Origin of the sequence: Serratia sp. Res13-Sevr-LER1-36-b, from assembly GCF_015673035.1 — a bacterium.
Lineage (GTDB): Bacteria > Pseudomonadota > Gammaproteobacteria > Enterobacterales > Enterobacteriaceae > Chania > Chania fonticola_C.
Genome location: NZ_JADACK010000016.1, coordinates 1 through 16,283 on the forward strand (window position 1 = coordinate 1; position 16,283 = coordinate 16,283).

Sequence of the window (16,283 nt, forward strand, 5' to 3'; positions counted from 1 at the left end):
CCCCTTCGGTCAGAATAACTGTATACATAAACAGTAACGTTAGGGTTGGGCTATGTTCGTTGAATTGGTGTTTGATAAGCGTAATGTCGCAGGGATCCCCGGTGCCGATGAAATCATCAAGGCCGAGCTGACGAAACGGGTACATCGCATCTTCCCGGATGCAGAGGTGAAGGTAAAACCCATGCAGGCCAACGGCCTTAACTCGGACGCCAGCAAAAGTGACCGCGAGAAGTTAAACCGTATGCTGGAAGAGATGTTCGAAGAGTCTGACCAATGGCTGGCCACCGACATTTAAAAGGTCATAGGGCGCGGTCATTGACTGCGCCGGAGTATGGATGCCCAAATACAAAAAACCCCAGCATTTCTGCTGGGGTTTCTTATATGGTGCCGGCTACCGGAATCGAACTGGTGACCTACTGATTACAAGTCAGTTGCTCTACCTACTGAGCTAAGCCGGCGAAATCTGTCGGAAGGGGTACTGTTTCCGTGGAGCGCAATATAATACAGCCAGACTGGAACAATCAAGCGTAATCAACAGATTATTTATCTTGTCGATTAAAAAACGGCTTATATGCCGAATTTCTCACCGATGGCCCGTTCTTCGCGACTTAATGTCTGATTAATATAGTCCACAAACAGCTCCAAAGCCGTGCTCCGCTGCCTCCCCAGTGGTAATTGCAGCTGCAAGGTCCGCGGGCTTTGCTGCTCGACTGCAAAAGATTTCAGGATCAATCCTTGCGGCTGCAACAACGGCATCGCGGTAAACTGGCTACAGATGGTCACCGCCAGCGGGGAGCCTTGTAAAAAATAGTACAGCGTTGAGAAGTTATCACAAGTTAGCACTGGTTCAATGAAGGTGCCATTCATCTGGCAAGAGATATCAAACAGCTGACGTACGGTGGAGCCCGGCTCTGGCAGACACACCGGATACTGGCAGAGATCCGCCAGAACCACCTGTCTGTCCGCTAAAGGATGATCCTTTCTCATCAACAACAAGACCGGGGCAGGCCACGAAGCCGCTACCTCAACGCCCCGCTCTGGGTGCAAACTAAACTGCAGCACCATGTCACACTCGCCATTGCGTACCAGCCGCGCCAACGTTTTAGTGTCTGCCACCGTCAGCACGAAGCTGACAGCCGGGTATTCTGCACGAAAACGCGCCATCAGTTGTGGCATCAGCATAAAGGCCACTCCATTACTACAGGCCACGCGTAGCGCAGTACGCCGTTCGGCTTTCAACCCTTTGATTTCTGCCACCGCCTGCTCAATATTCAACAGGCTTTTACGAATATGGTTTTCAAAAATCTGCCCGGCCTCGGTCAGCACCATCCCCCGCGCGTGGCGTTCGAACAATGGCGTGCCAACCTGTACTTCCAGGCGCTGGATCTGCCTGCTGATCGCCGATACCGCCACAAACAGCTGTTCACTGGCCGCACTGAGTGAACCACAGTTGGCGACTACCAGAAAAAAGCGAACCTCGCTACTCAACATGCCGTCCCTCTCCATGGTGCAAAGCTTGCCAACGAGCAAACGACCGTTGCCTTTAAAGCAAAGCTTGTTTGTTAAATGGATAATTGTGGCAAACCCCGATTTTAGCTTAGATAACAAACACAACAAGTAAAACAACACAACGCAAACACAACGGGGAAATAATCATGACGGGTGAACAGGCCGTCGCTTTGGCGACAGCGTATTTTGACAGTGGTGAATTCCGCCGCATATTGGCGCGGCGCATCGCGCTGGCCACCGAAAGCCAGCGGCATGACGACGATGCCGGCATTTTGCTCTATCTCGAACAGGAAATCATGCCGCCGTTACGGGCACTGGGTTTTGAGTTGCAACTGTTCGATAACCCGGAAGCGGTCAACCGCCCGTTTCTGATCGCCGTACGCATTGAAGATCCTTCATTACCCACCCTGCTGAGCTATGGCCACGGCGATGTGGTTTTCGGCGACGACGAAAACTGGCGCGCAGGCCTTTCGCCTTGGGAATTGAGTGAAGAAGGCGACCGTTGGTACGGCCGTGGCAGCGCAGATAACAAAGGGCAACACAGTATTAACCTGGCGGCGCTGGAGCAGGTTTTCCATGCACGTGGGGGTAAACTAGGGTTCAACTGCAAGCTGATTTTCGAAATGGGTGAAGAAATCAGTTCCCCAGGGCTTGCAACCATTTGCCAGCAGCAACGTGAATTGCTGCAAGCCGATCTGTTTATCGCCTCCGATGGCCCACGGCTGAACGCCACACAGCCCACGTTGTTCCTTGGCTCACGCGGCTGCATCAATTTCCACCTCAGCATCCACGCCAGGGATAACGCCTATCACTCTGGCAACTGGGGTGGATTACTCAGCAATCCCGGAACACAACTGGCTAATGCCATCGCCTCTCTGGTTAATCAACACGGCCAGTTACAGGTTGCAGCGCTGAAACCCGCCCCTCTGGATGACAACCTACGCGCCATTTTGCGCGATCTCAGCGTTGGCAGCCAAGCTGGCGATCCGGCGATCGACGAGAACTGGGGTGAAGCTGGCATGACCCCAAGCGAACGCCTGTATGGTTGGAACACGCTTGAAGTGCTGGCCTATCAAACGGGCAACCCGGCTCGGCCAATGAACGCCATTCCCGGCAGCGCTACGGCGGTATGCCAACTGCGCTTCGTGGTCGGAACCGACTGGCAAAATCTGGTCAACCATGTCCAGCAACATCTGCAATTACACGGTTTTGGCAATGTAGAGGTGGAATGGCTGCAGGGTTCACCAGCCACCAGGCTCAATCCACAAGACCCACTCGTTCCTTGGGTACTCGAGATCCTGCAACAAACCAGCGGCAAAAAACCCGCATTGCTCCCCAATCTGGGCGGCTCGCTGCCTAATGATGTATTTGCCGATACGTTGGGACTGCCCACGCTGTGGATCCCCCACTCCTATCCGGCCTGTGGTCAACACGGGGTTAATGAGCATATGTTGAAATCCATCGCTCGTGAAGGATTGCAGATCATGACTCGCCTGTTCTGGGAGTTGGGCGAAAATGGCAGCACGATCCTGGCACAACGCCTGGCAGGAGAGTCCTCATGAGCGCGATAGCCCAACAGGATAGCGTAGCGGCCAAGCCCAATTTGTATAAAACGCTGTTTGCCACCTGCATCGGCAACGCGTTGGAATGGTTCGATATCGCGGTTTATGGCTTTTTCGCCAGCTATATCGCCCACGCCTTTTTCCCTACGGAGGATCCGGCCGTTTCATTGTTGCTGACTTTCGGCAGCTTTGGTGTCTCATTCCTGATCCGCCCACTGGGTGCTGTGGTGCTCGGAGCCTACGCCGATCGGGTTGGCCGCAAGAAGGCACTTTTGATGTCCATCAGCCTGATGCTGCTTGGCGGTGCGATCATCACCTTTATGCCTTCTTATGCCACCATTGGGCTGGCGGCTCCGCTGATGATCCTGATTGCCCGATTGATTCAGGGTTTTTCCGCCGGTGGGGAGTTTGGCAGTTCAACCGCCTTTCTGGTCGAACACTTCCCGGAGCGCAAGGCGTTTATCGCCAGTTGGCAGTTTGCCACGCAAGGCGCCAGTACGCTGATGGCTTCCGCCTTCGGGTTAGGTATGACCCACTGGCTGACAGAAAGCCAAATCCAGGACTGGGGCTGGCGTATTCCCTTTGCTTTTGGGTTGCTGATCGGCCCGGTGGGGCTCTATATCCGCCGCCATGTACATGAGCCAGCCAGCTTCGTACAGCAGCAGAAACCCAAAGCACCGTTAAAGATGCTGGTCGGTAATCAAAAAAATCTGCTGTTGTTGGCCATTGGACTGATGGTGATTTCCACCGCCATCAACTACATGCTGAATTATGTACCCACCTATGCCACCAAAAACCTGAATCTGTCCGGTTCCGCCGCCTTTAGTGCGACCCTGTTAGCCGGCGTGATTTTAACGGTAGTCACCCCGATAATGGGATTATGGGCGGAAAAAGTCGGCCGCCTGCCGTTAATGTGGGGGTCGCTGATCCTGCTGCTGCTGACTATTTACCCGGCATTCCTGCTGGTGGTGAACCATACTTCGCCAATGATGCTGATGTTGATGGTTGGCTGGCTGGCCTTGCTGAAGTCCATCTACTTCTCGACGGTGCCTTCGGTGATGGCCGATTTGTTCCCGATGGCAACACGGGCCAGCGGGATGGCGATCAGCTACAACGTGGCGGTGACGGTATTTGGTGGCTTTGCGCCGCTGATCTGCACCCTGCTGATCACCGCAACCGGGACCAGCCTGGCACCAAGCTATTATCTGATGATGATGGCACTGCTGAGCGGCTGGGCACTGTTAGGTAGCAGAAAGCATTTGCGTTCGGCTCCACTTTAAACTCTCTATGAGGCCATCAAATGATGGCCTCTCATTTAGCGCCAGCAATGAGGGAGTGGTCTGGCTGCCCACTAGCACAGTTGGTGTTCCATTATCGGATAAAGGGAGATGCGCCTCAAAAAATAAGCACATTCCTATGTCACCCTGGTTTTTTCCTAACAAAAAAACATGCCAAACGAACCACTATCTATAGGCATTAATGCTGAAAATTTTGGTTTAATCCTCTAGGAAAAGCAGGCTTAAAATTAGACTTTTCCTAAGTAATTTCCCCCAATCCATCTTGTGCAATTTAATTGATATCAGTATTATGCGTTGATAAATTTCACGGCTAAAAACAGTGGGCGTTAATTAAAAAATTAAACCGCTCAGTTTCCCCTAGGTTGTAACCCGCTAACAAAAGGAAATTGTTTTATGAAAAACATCGTTAAATGGTGTGCTGCTCTTGCCGTCATAGCCACTCTGACCGGTTGTGTGCGTACTGCCCCAATACAACAAATCAACAGCACGGTCAGCACTGGTCATACCGAAGCGCAAGTCAGAACTGCAATCCTGAAAGCAGGTGTACAACGCGAATGGGTTATGACACAGGCTGGCCCTGGTGTCATTAATGGCCGCCTCCAGGCTCGCGATCATGTTGCTGAAATCCGCATCACCTATTCCGCAACGAATTATTCCATCGACTACGCCAGTAGCCTCAACCTGCTAGCCTCGGGTGGGAAAATTCATAAAAGCTACAACCGCTGGATACACAACCTAGATAAAGATATCCAGTTAAATTTGTCGGCTGGTGCCGCGCTGTAATTTCCAATATTGATTAGATTATCGCCGGATACAAGCTGGCGTCACTATTTTGTATCCGGTTAAAGAGGCTGTACAACAAATGTATCAACAGGACACTCTCAGTGCACTTGATGCTATCACTGAGGCGCAACGGATTTCCTTTGCTCCAATGCTGTTTCAAACCGCCCTTTGTCTGCGCAATACGGGTGTATTAGCTTATCTGGATGAACAAGGAAAACACGGCGCCCTCCTTGAGGACATCGCTGCCAATAGCAGCGTTAATGAATATGCCGTTAGTGTGCTGTTGGATATGGGGTTAAGTGGCCGTATTGTGACTCATCAAAACGGCTATTACTTCATTGCCAAAGTGGGGCACTTCCTACTCCACGATGCCATGACCCGTGTGAATATGGATTTCACTCAAGATGTTTGTTATCAGGGGCTGTTTTCTTTAGAACATGCGCTTAAGGAAGAGAAACCCGCTGGTTTAAAAGTGTTTGGTGAATGGCCGACCATCTACCCTGCCTTATCGCAATTGCCCAAGGCTGCACGTGAAAGCTGGTTTGCTTTTGATCACTACTATTCAGATGCCGCATTTAATGCCGCACTACCCCATATATTTAACAATAAACCAACAACGCTTTATGATGTGGGCGGCAATACTGGAAAATGGGCGCTACGTTGTTGCCAGTACGATGATAACGTCAGCATTACCTTACTGGATCTGCCGCAGCAAATTAGCCTGGCGCGTGAGAATGTCGAAAAAGCCGGGTTATCTCATCGCATAGATTTCCATGCGGTAGATATGCTAAGCGATGCACCATTGCCCAGTGGCGCAGATATCTGGTGGATGAGCCAATTTCTTGACTGTTTTTCACCGGAACAAATTATTACTATTCTGAAAAAAATCAAGCGGGTGATGAAGCCTGACGCTCAGCTATGCATTATGGAGTTGTTCTGGGATGCACAAAAATTTGAAGCGGCTTCGTTCAGCCTCAACGCCTCCTCACTCTATTTTACCTGCATGGCTAACGGCAACAGTCGCTTTTACAGCGCCGGTAAGTTTTACAGTTTCCTCGAAACGGCAGGTTTCCGAGTAGAAAAACGTCTCGATAACCTCGGTATTGGACATACCTTGTTAGTATGCCGAAAGCAATAATGATAGGGCAGCGCTCATGCTATCTTGGAGATGACACAGTCCAAACCGAGTAACCGCGGAAGCACGTTGATGAATTTTGCATTGAACATCGTTGATTGGCAGGCTATGGCCCCCGGACTAAGCGACGCATCGCAGTGGCGTCAATGGTCGCAGGAGCCCTATGGGATCATACCCTCAGCGCCGCAATCGAAGCTGACCGAACTTCCCATGATGACAGCACGCCGCCTGAGTTCAGGCAGCAGGCTGGCCGTGGAATGCGGTTTAGCCATGCTACGTCGTCAACCGGTGGATGCGGTCCTTTATACCAGTCGTCACGGTGAGTTGGAGCGTAATTACCGAATTTTGCAGGCCATAGCCACCCAGCAAGCGGTTTCCCCAACTGATTTCACCATGTCGGTACATAACTCAGCCGTGGGTCACTTGACCATCACGGCACAAAATCCTCTGGTATCATCTTCACTTTCTGCTGGCCTAGATACCTTTCAGCAAGCGTTATGTGAGGTCGTGTGTTTACTCCAAGCGGGTTACCAGAGAGTATTAATGGTCGATTTTGATGGCTTGCTGCCCGAGTTTTACCACACCTACCTGCCAGAGCAGATGCCGACCTGGGCCTATGCGGTGGCGCTGGTGTTTGAACGCGGGAATACGTTACGGTGTGAGAGCAAGCCAGAAGGTACAGGGGAAGAGCCCCTGCTACCGCAAAGTTTACAGTTTTTACAACACTACCTGGCCGAAGAGCCAACGTTCACCATCGCGGGTGAAAGACTGAAGTGGTACTGGAGCCGTACATGAGCGGCCTATTCGCACGTTTAAACTGGGCTTGGCGTCTGATGATGACCGGCTTTTGCTTTGTGCTGTTTGGCGTCGGTGGCCTGCTGCTATCGCTTGTCTGGTTTAATCTGCTGCTGGTACTCCAGCGCGATATTGCCAAGCGCCGCCGGGTAGCCCGGCGCAGCATTGCCGCCAGTTTCCGGCTGTTCTTATCGATAGCAAAAACGTTGGGTGTGTTGGATTATCGCATCAAGGGGATTGATATATTACGCCAGGAGCGCGGTTGTTTGGTGGTCGCTAACCATCCGACACTGATTGATTACGTGCTTTTGGCATCCGTGATGCCCGAGACAGACTGCCTGGTAAAAAGCGCTCTGCTACATAACCCCTTTGTGAGCGGAGTGATCCGGGCTGCGGATTATCTGGTCAATAGCCAGGCGGACACGCTGCTTCCAGCCTGTCAGCAACGCCTGGCACAGGGCGACACCATACTTATTTTTCCAGAGGGAACACGCACACGCCCTGGTGAAAATATGACACTGCAGCGCGGTGCCGCCAATATTGCCGTACGATGCCGCCGTGACGTGCGCATAGCAGTGATCCATTGTAGCGAGCATCTGCTTGATAAACAGAGCAGATGGTATGACGTTCCGCCCAGGAAACCCCTGTTCCAGGTAGAAGTGCGTGAGCGGGTACAGATAGAACATTTTTTTGATGCAGAATCGCAACAGCCAGCATTAGCCGCAAGGCAGCTAAACCGGCATCTTTTGCATCAGTTATCACCAGGCCTTATACCTTTGTCAGGAATTAATGATGCAAGCGCTCCACCTTGAAATTAAAAATCTCATAATAAATACACTGAATTTGGATGAACTGTCTGCGGACGATATCGACACCAATGCGGCGCTGTTTGGTGAAGGACTGGGGCTGGACTCCATCGATGCTTTAGAGTTAGGGCTGATGGTTAAAAACCAGTATGGTGTCGCGCTTTCCGCCGAAAATGAAGAGATGCGTCAACATTTCTATTCAGTGGCAACACTGGCATCCTTTATCCAAGCTCAACGTGCCTGAGAAAAGCCCGCTATGACAGAACAACAAACCATTTATCAGGAAGTGTCCGCGCTGCTGACCAAACTGTTCGATATCGATCCACAGGACATCAAACCTGAGGCCCGCTTGTATGAAGAGCTTGAGTTAGACAGTATCGATGCCGTCGACATGATCGTGCACCTGCAGAAGAAGACCGGGAAGAAAATCAAGCCGGAAACCTTTAAGCAGGTGCGTACCGTGCAAGATGTCGTCGATGCGGTAGAACAGCTATTGCAAGAAGCATAACCGTTTATGCGCGGCGCTCGGTCCCTGAAAGGGATACAACTGGTGGCTCTACTGGCGCTACTGGCTTGGCCATTTCTTGTCTGGTTTGGCCTGACACGCAACAGCCTTCACTGGCTGCTGCCGATCATCGCCTTGTTGCTGGCCTTTCGCCTCTATCAGGTCAAAAGTCAGCGCGGCCCGATGCGTTATGTACTGCAAGCCGTGGCACTCGTGGGTCTCACATTATGCCTAATGAGCTATGTGCTAAAAACGCATCAGCTGCTGCTATTTTACCCAGTGGTAGTCAATCTGGTCATGCTCGGCGTATTTGGTAGTTCACTGTGGAGTTCAATGCCAATGGTGGAGCGCCTTGCCCGTTTGCAGGATCCGGAGCTCCCCCCGTCAGGCGTGCGTTACACCCGCAAGGTCACCCAGATATGGTGTGCGTTTTTCATTCTGAACGGTTCGATGGCACTTTTTACCGTTCTGCTCGGTGATATTCGGTTATGGACGTTGTGGAACGGCATGATTGCCTATCTGTTGATGGGTGCACTGATGGCTGGCGAATGGCTGGTGCGTCGCAGGCGGATATTGCGAGACGCGGCATGAATCAGACACTCCCTCTGGCTCAGTGGCTGAGTGCTTCGCGTGCCAATGAAACCCCGATTGCCTGGCTTGATGAGCATATCTGGACGCTGGGGCAGTTACGCCATGACGTAGCGGCACAGGTGAGCATTCTGCAACAACATGAAGGCGACCGCTGGGCGCTGTGTTTTGAAAACAGCTATCTGTTTATCGTCGGACTATTGGCAACATTGCATGCGGGCAAAACGCCCGTGGTGCCCGGACATAGTCGTGTTTCGCTGCTGGAAGAACAACGGGCGCTGTTTAACGGCGTACTCACCGACCAGGCACTGACCTGGAGCGGTTCGCTGATCCAGGTCCAATCTGCCTATCAAAGTAGCGAGAACCCGCCGCCGCTACCCACTCTCGATCCGGCCAGCCATATCGAACTATTTACCTCCGGCTCGACAGGGCGACCACGCCGCATCATAAAGCCCATTGCCAGCCTCGATCGCGAAGCCTCCTTACTGGCTGAACGTTTTGCCGACAGGCTCACCGGCTGCCATATTGTGGCCTCGGTGCCTCCGTTGCACCTTTACGGCCTCACCTTCCGTATCTTTTTACCCATGGCGCTAGGATTACCGCTGCATGCAGCAATGCTTCATTACACCGAGCAGTTGGCAACTCTGGCTAATCACCACCAATATGCCTTTATCAGCAGCCCGGCTTTTCTGAAACGCCTGGACCACCAGCTCGCGCCACCGCCAGTGAATATGGTCATCTCCGCAGGGGGAGTATTGCCTTGGGAAAACGTAGCTCAGACCGCCAGTTGGTTAGGGGTCTGGCCAGATGAAATCTACGGTAGTACCGAGACCGGGATCCTCGCCTGGCGTCACCATCAGCAGCCTGATGTAACCTGGCAGCCCTTCCCAGGCGTACGTATCATGGTTGACGCCGACGAGATCCGCGCTATCTCTCCGCTTATCAGCGATAGGCACGGCCTGCTCCTCGACGATATTTTGCAATTTGACGATAGCGGACGCTTCCAGATAACAGGCCGCCGCGATCGGGTGGTGAAAATTGAAGAGAAACGCATTTCACTTTGCGAGATCGAGCAACGGCTACTGGAACTCGAAGGCATTCGCGAAGCCGCAGCGCTACCGGTAACACGCGGAGGGCGCCAAGGCATTGGCGCATTGTTGGTGCTTGAAGACCACGCTCGGCAACAGTGGCAAAAAATGGGCGGCAAAGCACTGGAAATATCATGGCGTCGTGCGCTGCGCCCGTGGCTGGAACCTGTCACTATCCCTCGTTACTGGCGTATCGTTGACGAGATTCCCGTCAACAGCATGAACAAGCGCGTCTATGCGCAATTACAGGAATTGTTTCATGAGACCCCATGAGATGGCTCGCCATCAGACGCAACAGCAGGCCGAGATCGTGTTACGGCTGGATGCGGCTTCATTCTGGTTTAAAGGCCACTTCGCAGTGCAGCCTCTGCTACCCGGCGTGACACAACTAGACTGGGTGATGCACTATGCCACCTCACTGCTGGTACCCGATTTTCGCTTTCACAGTATTCAAAGTGTCAAATTCCAACAGCCCTTATTGCCGGATAACATCGTCACGCTGACGCTTGACTGGCAGGAAGAACGGCAAATCATGGTTTTCCGCTATCAACGCCATGATGGTGAGGCTCGTAGCACAGCCAGCAGCGGGAAGATCCGATTATGTCGCTGAATAGTGCCACGTTTAACCCTTGTGTGGTGATCCCCTGTTATAACCACGGAGCCATGATGGCAAGCGTGCTAGCGCGCCTGCAACCCTTCGGCTTGGCCTGTCTGGTTGTGGACGATGGCAGCGACCAGGCCACCCAGCAGGAACTTGAGCGCCTGGCCACCATTCACGCGGATGTCACCTTAGTACGCCTTGCACACAATTCAGGAAAAGGCACGGCGGTGATTCGCGGATTGGAAGAGGCTCAACGCAGAGGATTTAGCCATGCGATACAGGTCGATGCGGACGGCCAGCACGCCATTGAAGATATTCCCAAGCTGATTGCCCTGGCACAGCTCCATCCCCAGGATTTAATTTCCGGACAACCGGTTTACGACGAATCCATACCAGCGTCGCGGCGCTACGGCCGCTGGGTAACTCACTTCTGGGTGTGGATTGAGACGCTCTCTCTCCAGCTCAAAGACAGCATGTGCGGCTTCCGGGTTTACCCAATTACCCCCACCTTGGAGTTGGCGCATAAAACGGCGCTAGGCAAACGCATGGACTTCGATACGGAAGTAATGGTTCGCCTCTACTGGCAGGGGAACACCAGTTACTTTGTGCCGACGCGCGTCACCTACCCCCAGGATGGGTTGTCGCACTTTGATGCCTTGAAGGATAACGTGCGTATTTCACTGATGCATACCCGCCTTTTCTTCGGCATGTTACCGCGCATCCCTACCCTGCTTTTTCGTCGATCCAACCCACACTGGGCACGTCAGAAAGAAATCAAGGGGTTGTGGGGAATGCGCATCATGCTTGCTATCTGGCGCTTACTGGGTAGAAAGGCCATTGCTCCACTGCTCTATCCGGTGGTGGCGGTTTACTGGCTTGGCGCACATCAGGCCCGTCAGGCTTCACAAGCCTGGCTGAAGCGGGTACGCAACGAGTTGACTTCGCGTTCGCTCCCCATTCCTGCGCATCTAAACAGCTACCACCATTTTTTACGTTTTGCAGATGCCATGCTGGATAAAATCGCCAGTTGGCGTGGGGAAATGCGGCTAGGGCAGGATGTTGTCTTCGCCCCCAATGCCGAAGCCACGCTGGATATTGGCTCCCCGCAAGGCAAATTGCTGCTGGCCTCCCATTTGGGAGATATCGAAGCTTGCCGGGCGTTGGCACAACTGCAAGTGAGCAAAACCATCAATGCGCTGGTGTTCAACGACAACGCCCAGCGTTTCAAACAGATTATGGCAGAGATAGCGCCCCAGGCAGGGCTCAACCTGTTGCCAGTGACCGATATCGGCCCAGATACCGCCATATTGCTCAAAGACAAACTGGATCGTGGCGAATGGGTGGCGATCGTTGGCGATCGCATCGCGGTCAAACCGCAGCGAGGAGATAGTTGCCGGGTTATCTGGAGCCGCTTTATGGGCCATCCTGCCCCATTCCCTCAAGGGCCGTTTATTCTGGCTTCGATATTGCGTTGCCCTGTGTTGCTGATCTATGCCCTGCGCCAGCAGGGAAAACTACATTTGCACTGCGAGCCGTTTGCCGACCCTCTGCTGTTACCGCGGGCCGATCGTCAAGTCGCCTTGCAACAGGCGGTTGATCAGTATGCTGAGCGTCTTGAACACTACGCGTTGCAGGCACCGCTCGATTGGTTCAATTTTTTCAATTTTTGGCAACTGCCTGACCAACAGGCCAATACCACAGACAGGAGCAAAGGGTGCTAAACGATCCCTGTTTCACCAGCGAGATAGAACTGACCGTTCCCTTTCATGATATTGATATGATGGGAGTCGTGTGGCACGGCAATTATTTCCGTTACTTTGAAATTGCCCGTGAAGCCCTGCTGAACCAATTCAACTACGGCTATCGGCAGATGAAAGAGTCAGGATATGTTTGGCCAGTGGTGGATACCCGCGTGAAATACCGCGATACGCTGACCTTTGAACAACGTATTCGCGTCCGTGCCACGCTGGAGGAATACGAAAATCGCCTGCGCATTGCCTACCAGATTTTTGACGCCGACAGCGGCAAACGCACCACAACCGGTTACACCATCCAGGTAGCAGTAGAGGAAAAAAGCCGTGAGATGTGCTTTGTCTGCCCGGACATACTGTTCGAACGTCTGGGGGTGCAGCCATGAAAGCCTGGCCTCTGCTATTCCTGCTGATCAGTCCATGGGTCAATGCCATCACGCTGGATGAATTACAGCAGCGTTTTACCGAACAACCAGTAGTGCGAGCCCATTTTGCTCAGGCTCGAACCATCAAAAATCTGCCACAGCCACTGCGTTCTCAAGGCGAAATGGTGATCGCCCGCGATCAGGGTTTGCTGTGGCAACAGCAAACCCCCTTTGCCATGACATTGATGCTCAACGACTCACGGATGGTGCAAATCATCAATAACCAGCAACCGCAGGTTATTACCGCACAAAACAACCCGCAGATGTTTCAGTTCAATCATCTGCTGCGCGCGCTATTCCAGGCCGATCGTCAGGTGCTGGAGAAAAATTTCCGCATTGATTTCCAGGAGCAAGGTGAGGGTCGCTGGACGCTATCCTTAACCCCACTGACCACCCCTCTGGACCGAATTTTTGCCACTATAGTGCTGAGTGGACAAACCTATCTGGAAACCATCCATTTAAACGATAAACAGGGCGATGTGACTGAAATCACCTTCTCTCAACACCGGCTGCTACCCGCAGTTTTGACCGATGAAGAGCGACAACGTTTTGCCGCCTACTAATGCCAAGCGCCTCGCGCTGTTATGGGGAGCCGCATGCCTGATATTAGCTGGCGTGCTGCTTGCCCTATTGCCACAGGCCCGGATCAATAGCAGCGTATTGGCGATGTTGCCCAAGCAGGCATTGGGTGCCATTCCTCCCGCGCTGAACGACGGTTTTATGCAGCGCCTGGACAAGCAGTTGGTCTGGCTGGTCAGCCCCGGAAAACAGGCAGACCCGCAGGTAGCGCAATACTGGCTCACCCAGTTGCAAAAGTCCGGGATAGCAGAAACGGTGAAAGGCCCGATGGGTGCTGCAGACCAACAAGCCTGGGGCGATTTTTTCTGGCAGCATCGTAATGGGCTGATCGACAACGCAACGCGTGAGCGCCTGCAAAACGGTGGCGAAGCCCAGGCACAGTGGGTCCTTTCTCAGCTCTATTCGGCATTCTCTGGCGTCAGCGGCAAAGAGTTACGCAACGATCCGCTAATGCTGATGCGAGGCTCACAGCTGGCTCTGGCCCAGAACAGCCAGCGTTTGCGGTTGATGGACGGCTGGTTGGTTACTCAAGATGAACTGGGGAACTACTGGTATTTTCTGCATGGCGAATTGACGGGATCGTCATTTGATATGCAACAAACCCACCGAGTCGTCACTTCGCTCGCTGCGCTGGAGGATCAACTCACATCACGCTACCCCCAGGCCAAGCTCCTCTCACGTGGGACGCTGTTTTACAGTGATTATGCCAGCCAACAGGCAAAACAGGACATATCTACGCTGGGGGTCGCCACCATACTGGGCGTAATACTGTTGATCGTGGTAGTTTTCCGCTCGCTGCGCCCGCTGCTGCTGTGCCTGATTTCCGTTGGCATCGGTGCACTGGCAGGAACAGCAGCTACGTTGTTGCTCTTCGGTGAGCTTCACCTGATGACGCTAGTGATGAGCATGAGCATCATTGGGATCTCTGCCGACTATACGCTTTACTACCTCACCGAACGCATGGTGCACGGTAACGAGATATCGCCATGGCAGAGTCTGCTCAAAGTGCGTAATGCCCTGTTATTGGCATTGCTGACTACCGTCGCGGCCTATCTGATCATGATGCTCGCTCCCTTCCCTGGGATACGACAAATGGCGGTGTTTGCCGCTGTGGGCCTGAGCGCCTCATGCCTTACGGTGATCTTTTGGCATCCGTGGTTATGTCGCAATTTACCAGTTCGCCCTATTCCTGCCGCGATCTCCCTGCTGCGCTGGCTTGCAGCCTGGAGGCATAACCGCAAACTGTCGCTGGGGCTACCTGTCGTATTGGCTTTGGTTTCTCTTGCGGGGATAGCGACATTACGCGTCGATGATGATATTGCCCAGTTGCAAGCGCTGCCGAAGGATATCCTGGCGCAGGAAAAAGCCATTACGCAGCTCACCGGGCAAAGCGTCGATCAAAAATGGTTTGTGGTCTACGGCAACACTCCTCAGCAAACCCTGGAACGGCTTGAAGGCTTCACACCGGCACTGGAACAGGCACGTCAGACGGGGGTTATCAGCGCTTTTCGAACGATCCCGTTAAATTCTCTCGCACGCCAGAAACAGGATCTCGCCCTGTTGCAGAGCGCCGCTCCTACAGTCATCCGCGCATTGCAAAATACAGGGTTAACGGACGTCACGCCCGATCTGCAAACCGCACCTGCAACGTTGGAGGATTGGCTCAACAGTCCAGCCAGCGAAGGTTGGCGCTTGATGTGGTTGACATTGCCCAATGGCAAAAGCGGTGTGCTGGTACCGGTAGAAGGCGTTAACGACAGCACGGCTCTGAGCTCACTGGCGGAAAAACAACCGGGCGTAGTGTGGGTAGATCGCAAGAATACGTTCAACGAATTATTCGCCCTCTATCGCACCATACTTACCGGCCTGCTGCTGGTAGCACTGGCGGTGATCGCTTGCAGTGCGGTGTTCCGCCTCGGTTGGCGTAAGGGATTAATCAGCCTGGTGCCTTCGCTGCTGTCGCTGAGCATCGGACTGGCCACCCTATCCTTTAGCGGACATGCCGTGAACCTGTTTTCGCTACTGGCGCTGGTACTGGTGCTGGGGATCGGCATTAACTATACGCTGTTCTTCAGCAATCCACGCGGCACACCACTGACATCGTTGTTGGCGATCGCGCTGGCAATGATGACAACGTTGTTAACCCTGGGCATGCTGGTCTTTAGCAGCACTCAAGCTATCAGCAGTTTTGGAATTGTCCTGGTCAGCGGGATCTTTACCGCTTTCTTGCTATCCCCACTCGCCATGCCTGACCGTAAGCAGAGAAAAAAATGACAAATTGCGACTTCTGGCGCGCGGTTCCCCTGTTGGCCGTGCTATTGATTACCGGCTGTAGCCACTCATCGCATAATGAGAATGGCTCCCGCCCGCAAGCCTGGCTTGAACCCGGCGTACGCGTCACGCTACCGGCTCCTGGTATCACTGAGCATATCCAGTCCCAGCAATTATTGACTGGCAGCTTTAACGGCAAAACCCAGTCGTTGTTGGTCATTCTAAATGCAGATAGCAATGCACTCACCTTGGCCGGGCTGTCTTCGTTAGGTATCCGCTTATTTCTCGTTACCTATGACGATAACGGCATTCATACCGAGCAGTCGATCGTGGTGCCACAACTGCCGCCAGCCAGTCAGGTCTTGGCCGATGTGATGCTCGGCCACTGGCCGATTACCGCCTGGCAAGATCGGTTGCCACAGGGCTGGACGTTAATCGATAAGGGCGATAAACGAGAATTACGCAACGCGCGCGGCAAACTGATAACGGAGATCACGTACCTGCAACGTAAAGATCGTCGTGAACCTATCAGCATTGAGCAACACGCGTTTAAATACCACATCACCATTCAATATCTGGATGACTGA

General features: G+C 53.0%; 18 protein-coding genes and 1 tRNA gene. 17 read left to right on the forward strand and 2 right to left on the reverse strand.

The window, feature by feature from the left end:
• Positions 1 to 52 precede the first annotated feature (52 nt).
• The gene (locus IMQ33_RS09575; protein ID WP_021178442.1) at positions 53 to 295 is read left to right on the forward strand and encodes a DinI family protein; all 243 of its coding nucleotides are present in this window, start codon (positions 53 to 55) and stop codon (positions 293 to 295) included.
• Between the two features lie 87 nt (positions 296 to 382).
• On the opposite strand, the gene IMQ33_RS09580 is transcribed toward IMQ33_RS09575, so the two are convergent.
• Positions 383 to 458, reverse strand: a tRNA-Thr gene (locus IMQ33_RS09580).
• A 109-nt stretch (positions 459 to 567) separates the two neighbouring features.
• Positions 568 to 1,491 carry a LysR family transcriptional regulator gene (locus IMQ33_RS09585; protein WP_098930443.1) on the reverse strand — a complete coding sequence of 308 codons (924 nt, stop codon included), beginning with the start codon at positions 1,489 to 1,491 and terminating at the stop codon, positions 568 to 570.
• A 164-nt stretch (positions 1,492 to 1,655) separates the two neighbouring features.
• Between IMQ33_RS09585 and IMQ33_RS09590 the strand changes: the two genes are divergently transcribed.
• From IMQ33_RS09590 to IMQ33_RS09665, 16 genes are all read left to right on the forward strand, one after another.
• A complete protein-coding gene (locus tag IMQ33_RS09590) occupies positions 1,656 to 3,071 on the forward strand; it encodes a M20 family metallopeptidase (RefSeq protein ID WP_196062664.1) in 1,416 nt (471 codons plus the stop codon).
• Positions 3,068 to 4,351, forward strand: coding sequence for an MFS transporter (locus tag IMQ33_RS09595; protein WP_196062665.1), 1,284 nt, complete (start codon positions 3,068 to 3,070; stop codon positions 4,349 to 4,351). Before IMQ33_RS09590 ends, IMQ33_RS09595 begins: the two co-directional genes overlap by 4 nt.
• Before the next feature lie 411 nt (positions 4,352 to 4,762).
• Positions 4,763 to 5,152, forward strand: coding sequence for a hypothetical protein (locus IMQ33_RS09600; RefSeq protein ID WP_065683155.1), 390 nt, complete (start codon positions 4,763 to 4,765; stop codon positions 5,150 to 5,152).
• A gap of 79 nt (positions 5,153 to 5,231) precedes the next feature.
• Positions 5,232 to 6,290 carry a methyltransferase gene (locus IMQ33_RS09605; protein ID WP_196062666.1) on the forward strand — a complete coding sequence of 353 codons (1,059 nt, stop codon included), beginning with the start codon at positions 5,232 to 5,234 and terminating at the stop codon, positions 6,288 to 6,290.
• Between the two features lie 69 nt (positions 6,291 to 6,359).
• On the forward strand, positions 6,360 to 7,082 hold the full coding sequence (locus IMQ33_RS09610) for a beta-ketoacyl synthase chain length factor (RefSeq protein WP_161712377.1): 723 nt from the start codon (positions 6,360 to 6,362) through the stop codon (positions 7,080 to 7,082).
• The gene (locus IMQ33_RS09615) at positions 7,079 to 7,894 is read left to right on the forward strand and encodes a 1-acyl-sn-glycerol-3-phosphate acyltransferase (protein ID WP_065683152.1); all 816 of its coding nucleotides are present in this window, start codon (positions 7,079 to 7,081) and stop codon (positions 7,892 to 7,894) included. The genes IMQ33_RS09610 and IMQ33_RS09615 overlap by 4 nt, the downstream gene beginning before the upstream one ends.
• Positions 7,875 to 8,132, forward strand: coding sequence for a phosphopantetheine-binding protein (locus IMQ33_RS09620; RefSeq protein ID WP_059201237.1), 258 nt, complete (start codon positions 7,875 to 7,877; stop codon positions 8,130 to 8,132). The genes IMQ33_RS09615 and IMQ33_RS09620 overlap by 20 nt, the downstream gene beginning before the upstream one ends.
• Positions 8,133 to 8,144: 12 nt before the next feature.
• Positions 8,145 to 8,396 carry an acyl carrier protein gene (locus IMQ33_RS09625; RefSeq protein WP_059201238.1) on the forward strand — a complete coding sequence of 84 codons (252 nt, stop codon included), beginning with the start codon at positions 8,145 to 8,147 and terminating at the stop codon, positions 8,394 to 8,396.
• A 6-nt stretch (positions 8,397 to 8,402) separates the two neighbouring features.
• On the forward strand, positions 8,403 to 8,984 hold the full coding sequence (locus IMQ33_RS09630) for a hypothetical protein (protein ID WP_065683151.1): 582 nt from the start codon (positions 8,403 to 8,405) through the stop codon (positions 8,982 to 8,984).
• A complete protein-coding gene (locus IMQ33_RS09635) occupies positions 8,981 to 10,342 on the forward strand; it encodes an AMP-binding protein (RefSeq protein WP_196062667.1) in 1,362 nt (453 codons plus the stop codon). The genes IMQ33_RS09630 and IMQ33_RS09635 overlap by 4 nt, the downstream gene beginning before the upstream one ends.
• A complete protein-coding gene (locus IMQ33_RS09640; RefSeq protein ID WP_059201241.1) occupies positions 10,329 to 10,679 on the forward strand; it encodes a hydroxymyristoyl-ACP dehydratase in 351 nt (116 codons plus the stop codon). The genes IMQ33_RS09635 and IMQ33_RS09640 overlap by 14 nt, the downstream gene beginning before the upstream one ends.
• Positions 10,670 to 12,391 (forward strand): glycosyltransferase, encoded by a 1,722-nt coding sequence (locus IMQ33_RS09645; protein ID WP_065683148.1) that lies wholly within the window; start codon positions 10,670 to 10,672, stop codon positions 12,389 to 12,391. The genes IMQ33_RS09640 and IMQ33_RS09645 overlap by 10 nt, the downstream gene beginning before the upstream one ends.
• Positions 12,385 to 12,807 (forward strand): thioesterase family protein, encoded by a 423-nt coding sequence (locus IMQ33_RS09650; RefSeq protein ID WP_059201243.1) that lies wholly within the window; start codon positions 12,385 to 12,387, stop codon positions 12,805 to 12,807. The genes IMQ33_RS09645 and IMQ33_RS09650 overlap by 7 nt, the downstream gene beginning before the upstream one ends.
• Positions 12,804 to 13,409, forward strand: coding sequence for an outer membrane lipoprotein carrier protein LolA (locus tag IMQ33_RS09655; protein WP_196062668.1), 606 nt, complete (start codon positions 12,804 to 12,806; stop codon positions 13,407 to 13,409). The genes IMQ33_RS09650 and IMQ33_RS09655 overlap by 4 nt, the downstream gene beginning before the upstream one ends.
• Positions 13,378 to 15,699 (forward strand): MMPL family transporter, encoded by a 2,322-nt coding sequence (locus IMQ33_RS09660; RefSeq protein ID WP_065683146.1) that lies wholly within the window; start codon positions 13,378 to 13,380, stop codon positions 15,697 to 15,699. The genes IMQ33_RS09655 and IMQ33_RS09660 overlap by 32 nt, the downstream gene beginning before the upstream one ends.
• Complete coding sequence (locus IMQ33_RS09665) at positions 15,696 to 16,283, forward strand: DUF3261 domain-containing protein (protein ID WP_065683145.1); 588 nt, start codon at positions 15,696 to 15,698, stop codon at positions 16,281 to 16,283. The genes IMQ33_RS09660 and IMQ33_RS09665 overlap by 4 nt, the downstream gene beginning before the upstream one ends.

Bases quoted from the DNA above. Each gene is read 5' to 3' on its own strand.
- IMQ33_RS09575 (WP_021178442.1), top strand. From the start codon at position 53: ATGTTCGTTGAATTGGTGTTTGATAAGCGTAATGTCGCAGGGATCCCC.
- IMQ33_RS09585 (WP_098930443.1), bottom strand. From the start codon at position 1,491: ATGTTGAGTAGCGAGGTTCGCTTTTTTCTGGTAGTCGCCAACTGTGGT.
- IMQ33_RS09590 (WP_196062664.1), top strand. From the start codon at position 1,656: ATGACGGGTGAACAGGCCGTCGCTTTGGCGACAGCGTATTTTGACAGT.
- IMQ33_RS09595 (WP_196062665.1), top strand. From the start codon at position 3,068: ATGAGCGCGATAGCCCAACAGGATAGCGTAGCGGCCAAGCCCAATTTG.
- IMQ33_RS09600 (WP_065683155.1), top strand. From the start codon at position 4,763: ATGAAAAACATCGTTAAATGGTGTGCTGCTCTTGCCGTCATAGCCACT.
- IMQ33_RS09605 (WP_196062666.1), top strand. From the start codon at position 5,232: ATGTATCAACAGGACACTCTCAGTGCACTTGATGCTATCACTGAGGCG.
- IMQ33_RS09610 (WP_161712377.1), top strand. From the start codon at position 6,360: ATGAATTTTGCATTGAACATCGTTGATTGGCAGGCTATGGCCCCCGGA.
- IMQ33_RS09615 (WP_065683152.1), top strand. From the start codon at position 7,079: ATGAGCGGCCTATTCGCACGTTTAAACTGGGCTTGGCGTCTGATGATG.
- IMQ33_RS09620 (WP_059201237.1), top strand. From the start codon at position 7,875: ATGCAAGCGCTCCACCTTGAAATTAAAAATCTCATAATAAATACACTG.
- IMQ33_RS09625 (WP_059201238.1), top strand. From the start codon at position 8,145: ATGACAGAACAACAAACCATTTATCAGGAAGTGTCCGCGCTGCTGACC.
- IMQ33_RS09630 (WP_065683151.1), top strand. From the start codon at position 8,403: ATGCGCGGCGCTCGGTCCCTGAAAGGGATACAACTGGTGGCTCTACTG.
- IMQ33_RS09635 (WP_196062667.1), top strand. From the start codon at position 8,981: ATGAATCAGACACTCCCTCTGGCTCAGTGGCTGAGTGCTTCGCGTGCC.
- IMQ33_RS09640 (WP_059201241.1), top strand. From the start codon at position 10,329: ATGAGACCCCATGAGATGGCTCGCCATCAGACGCAACAGCAGGCCGAG.
- IMQ33_RS09645 (WP_065683148.1), top strand. From the start codon at position 10,670: ATGTCGCTGAATAGTGCCACGTTTAACCCTTGTGTGGTGATCCCCTGT.
- IMQ33_RS09655 (WP_196062668.1), top strand. From the start codon at position 12,804: ATGAAAGCCTGGCCTCTGCTATTCCTGCTGATCAGTCCATGGGTCAAT.
- IMQ33_RS09660 (WP_065683146.1), top strand. From the start codon at position 13,378: ATGAAGAGCGACAACGTTTTGCCGCCTACTAATGCCAAGCGCCTCGCG.
- IMQ33_RS09665 (WP_065683145.1), top strand. From the start codon at position 15,696: ATGACAAATTGCGACTTCTGGCGCGCGGTTCCCCTGTTGGCCGTGCTA.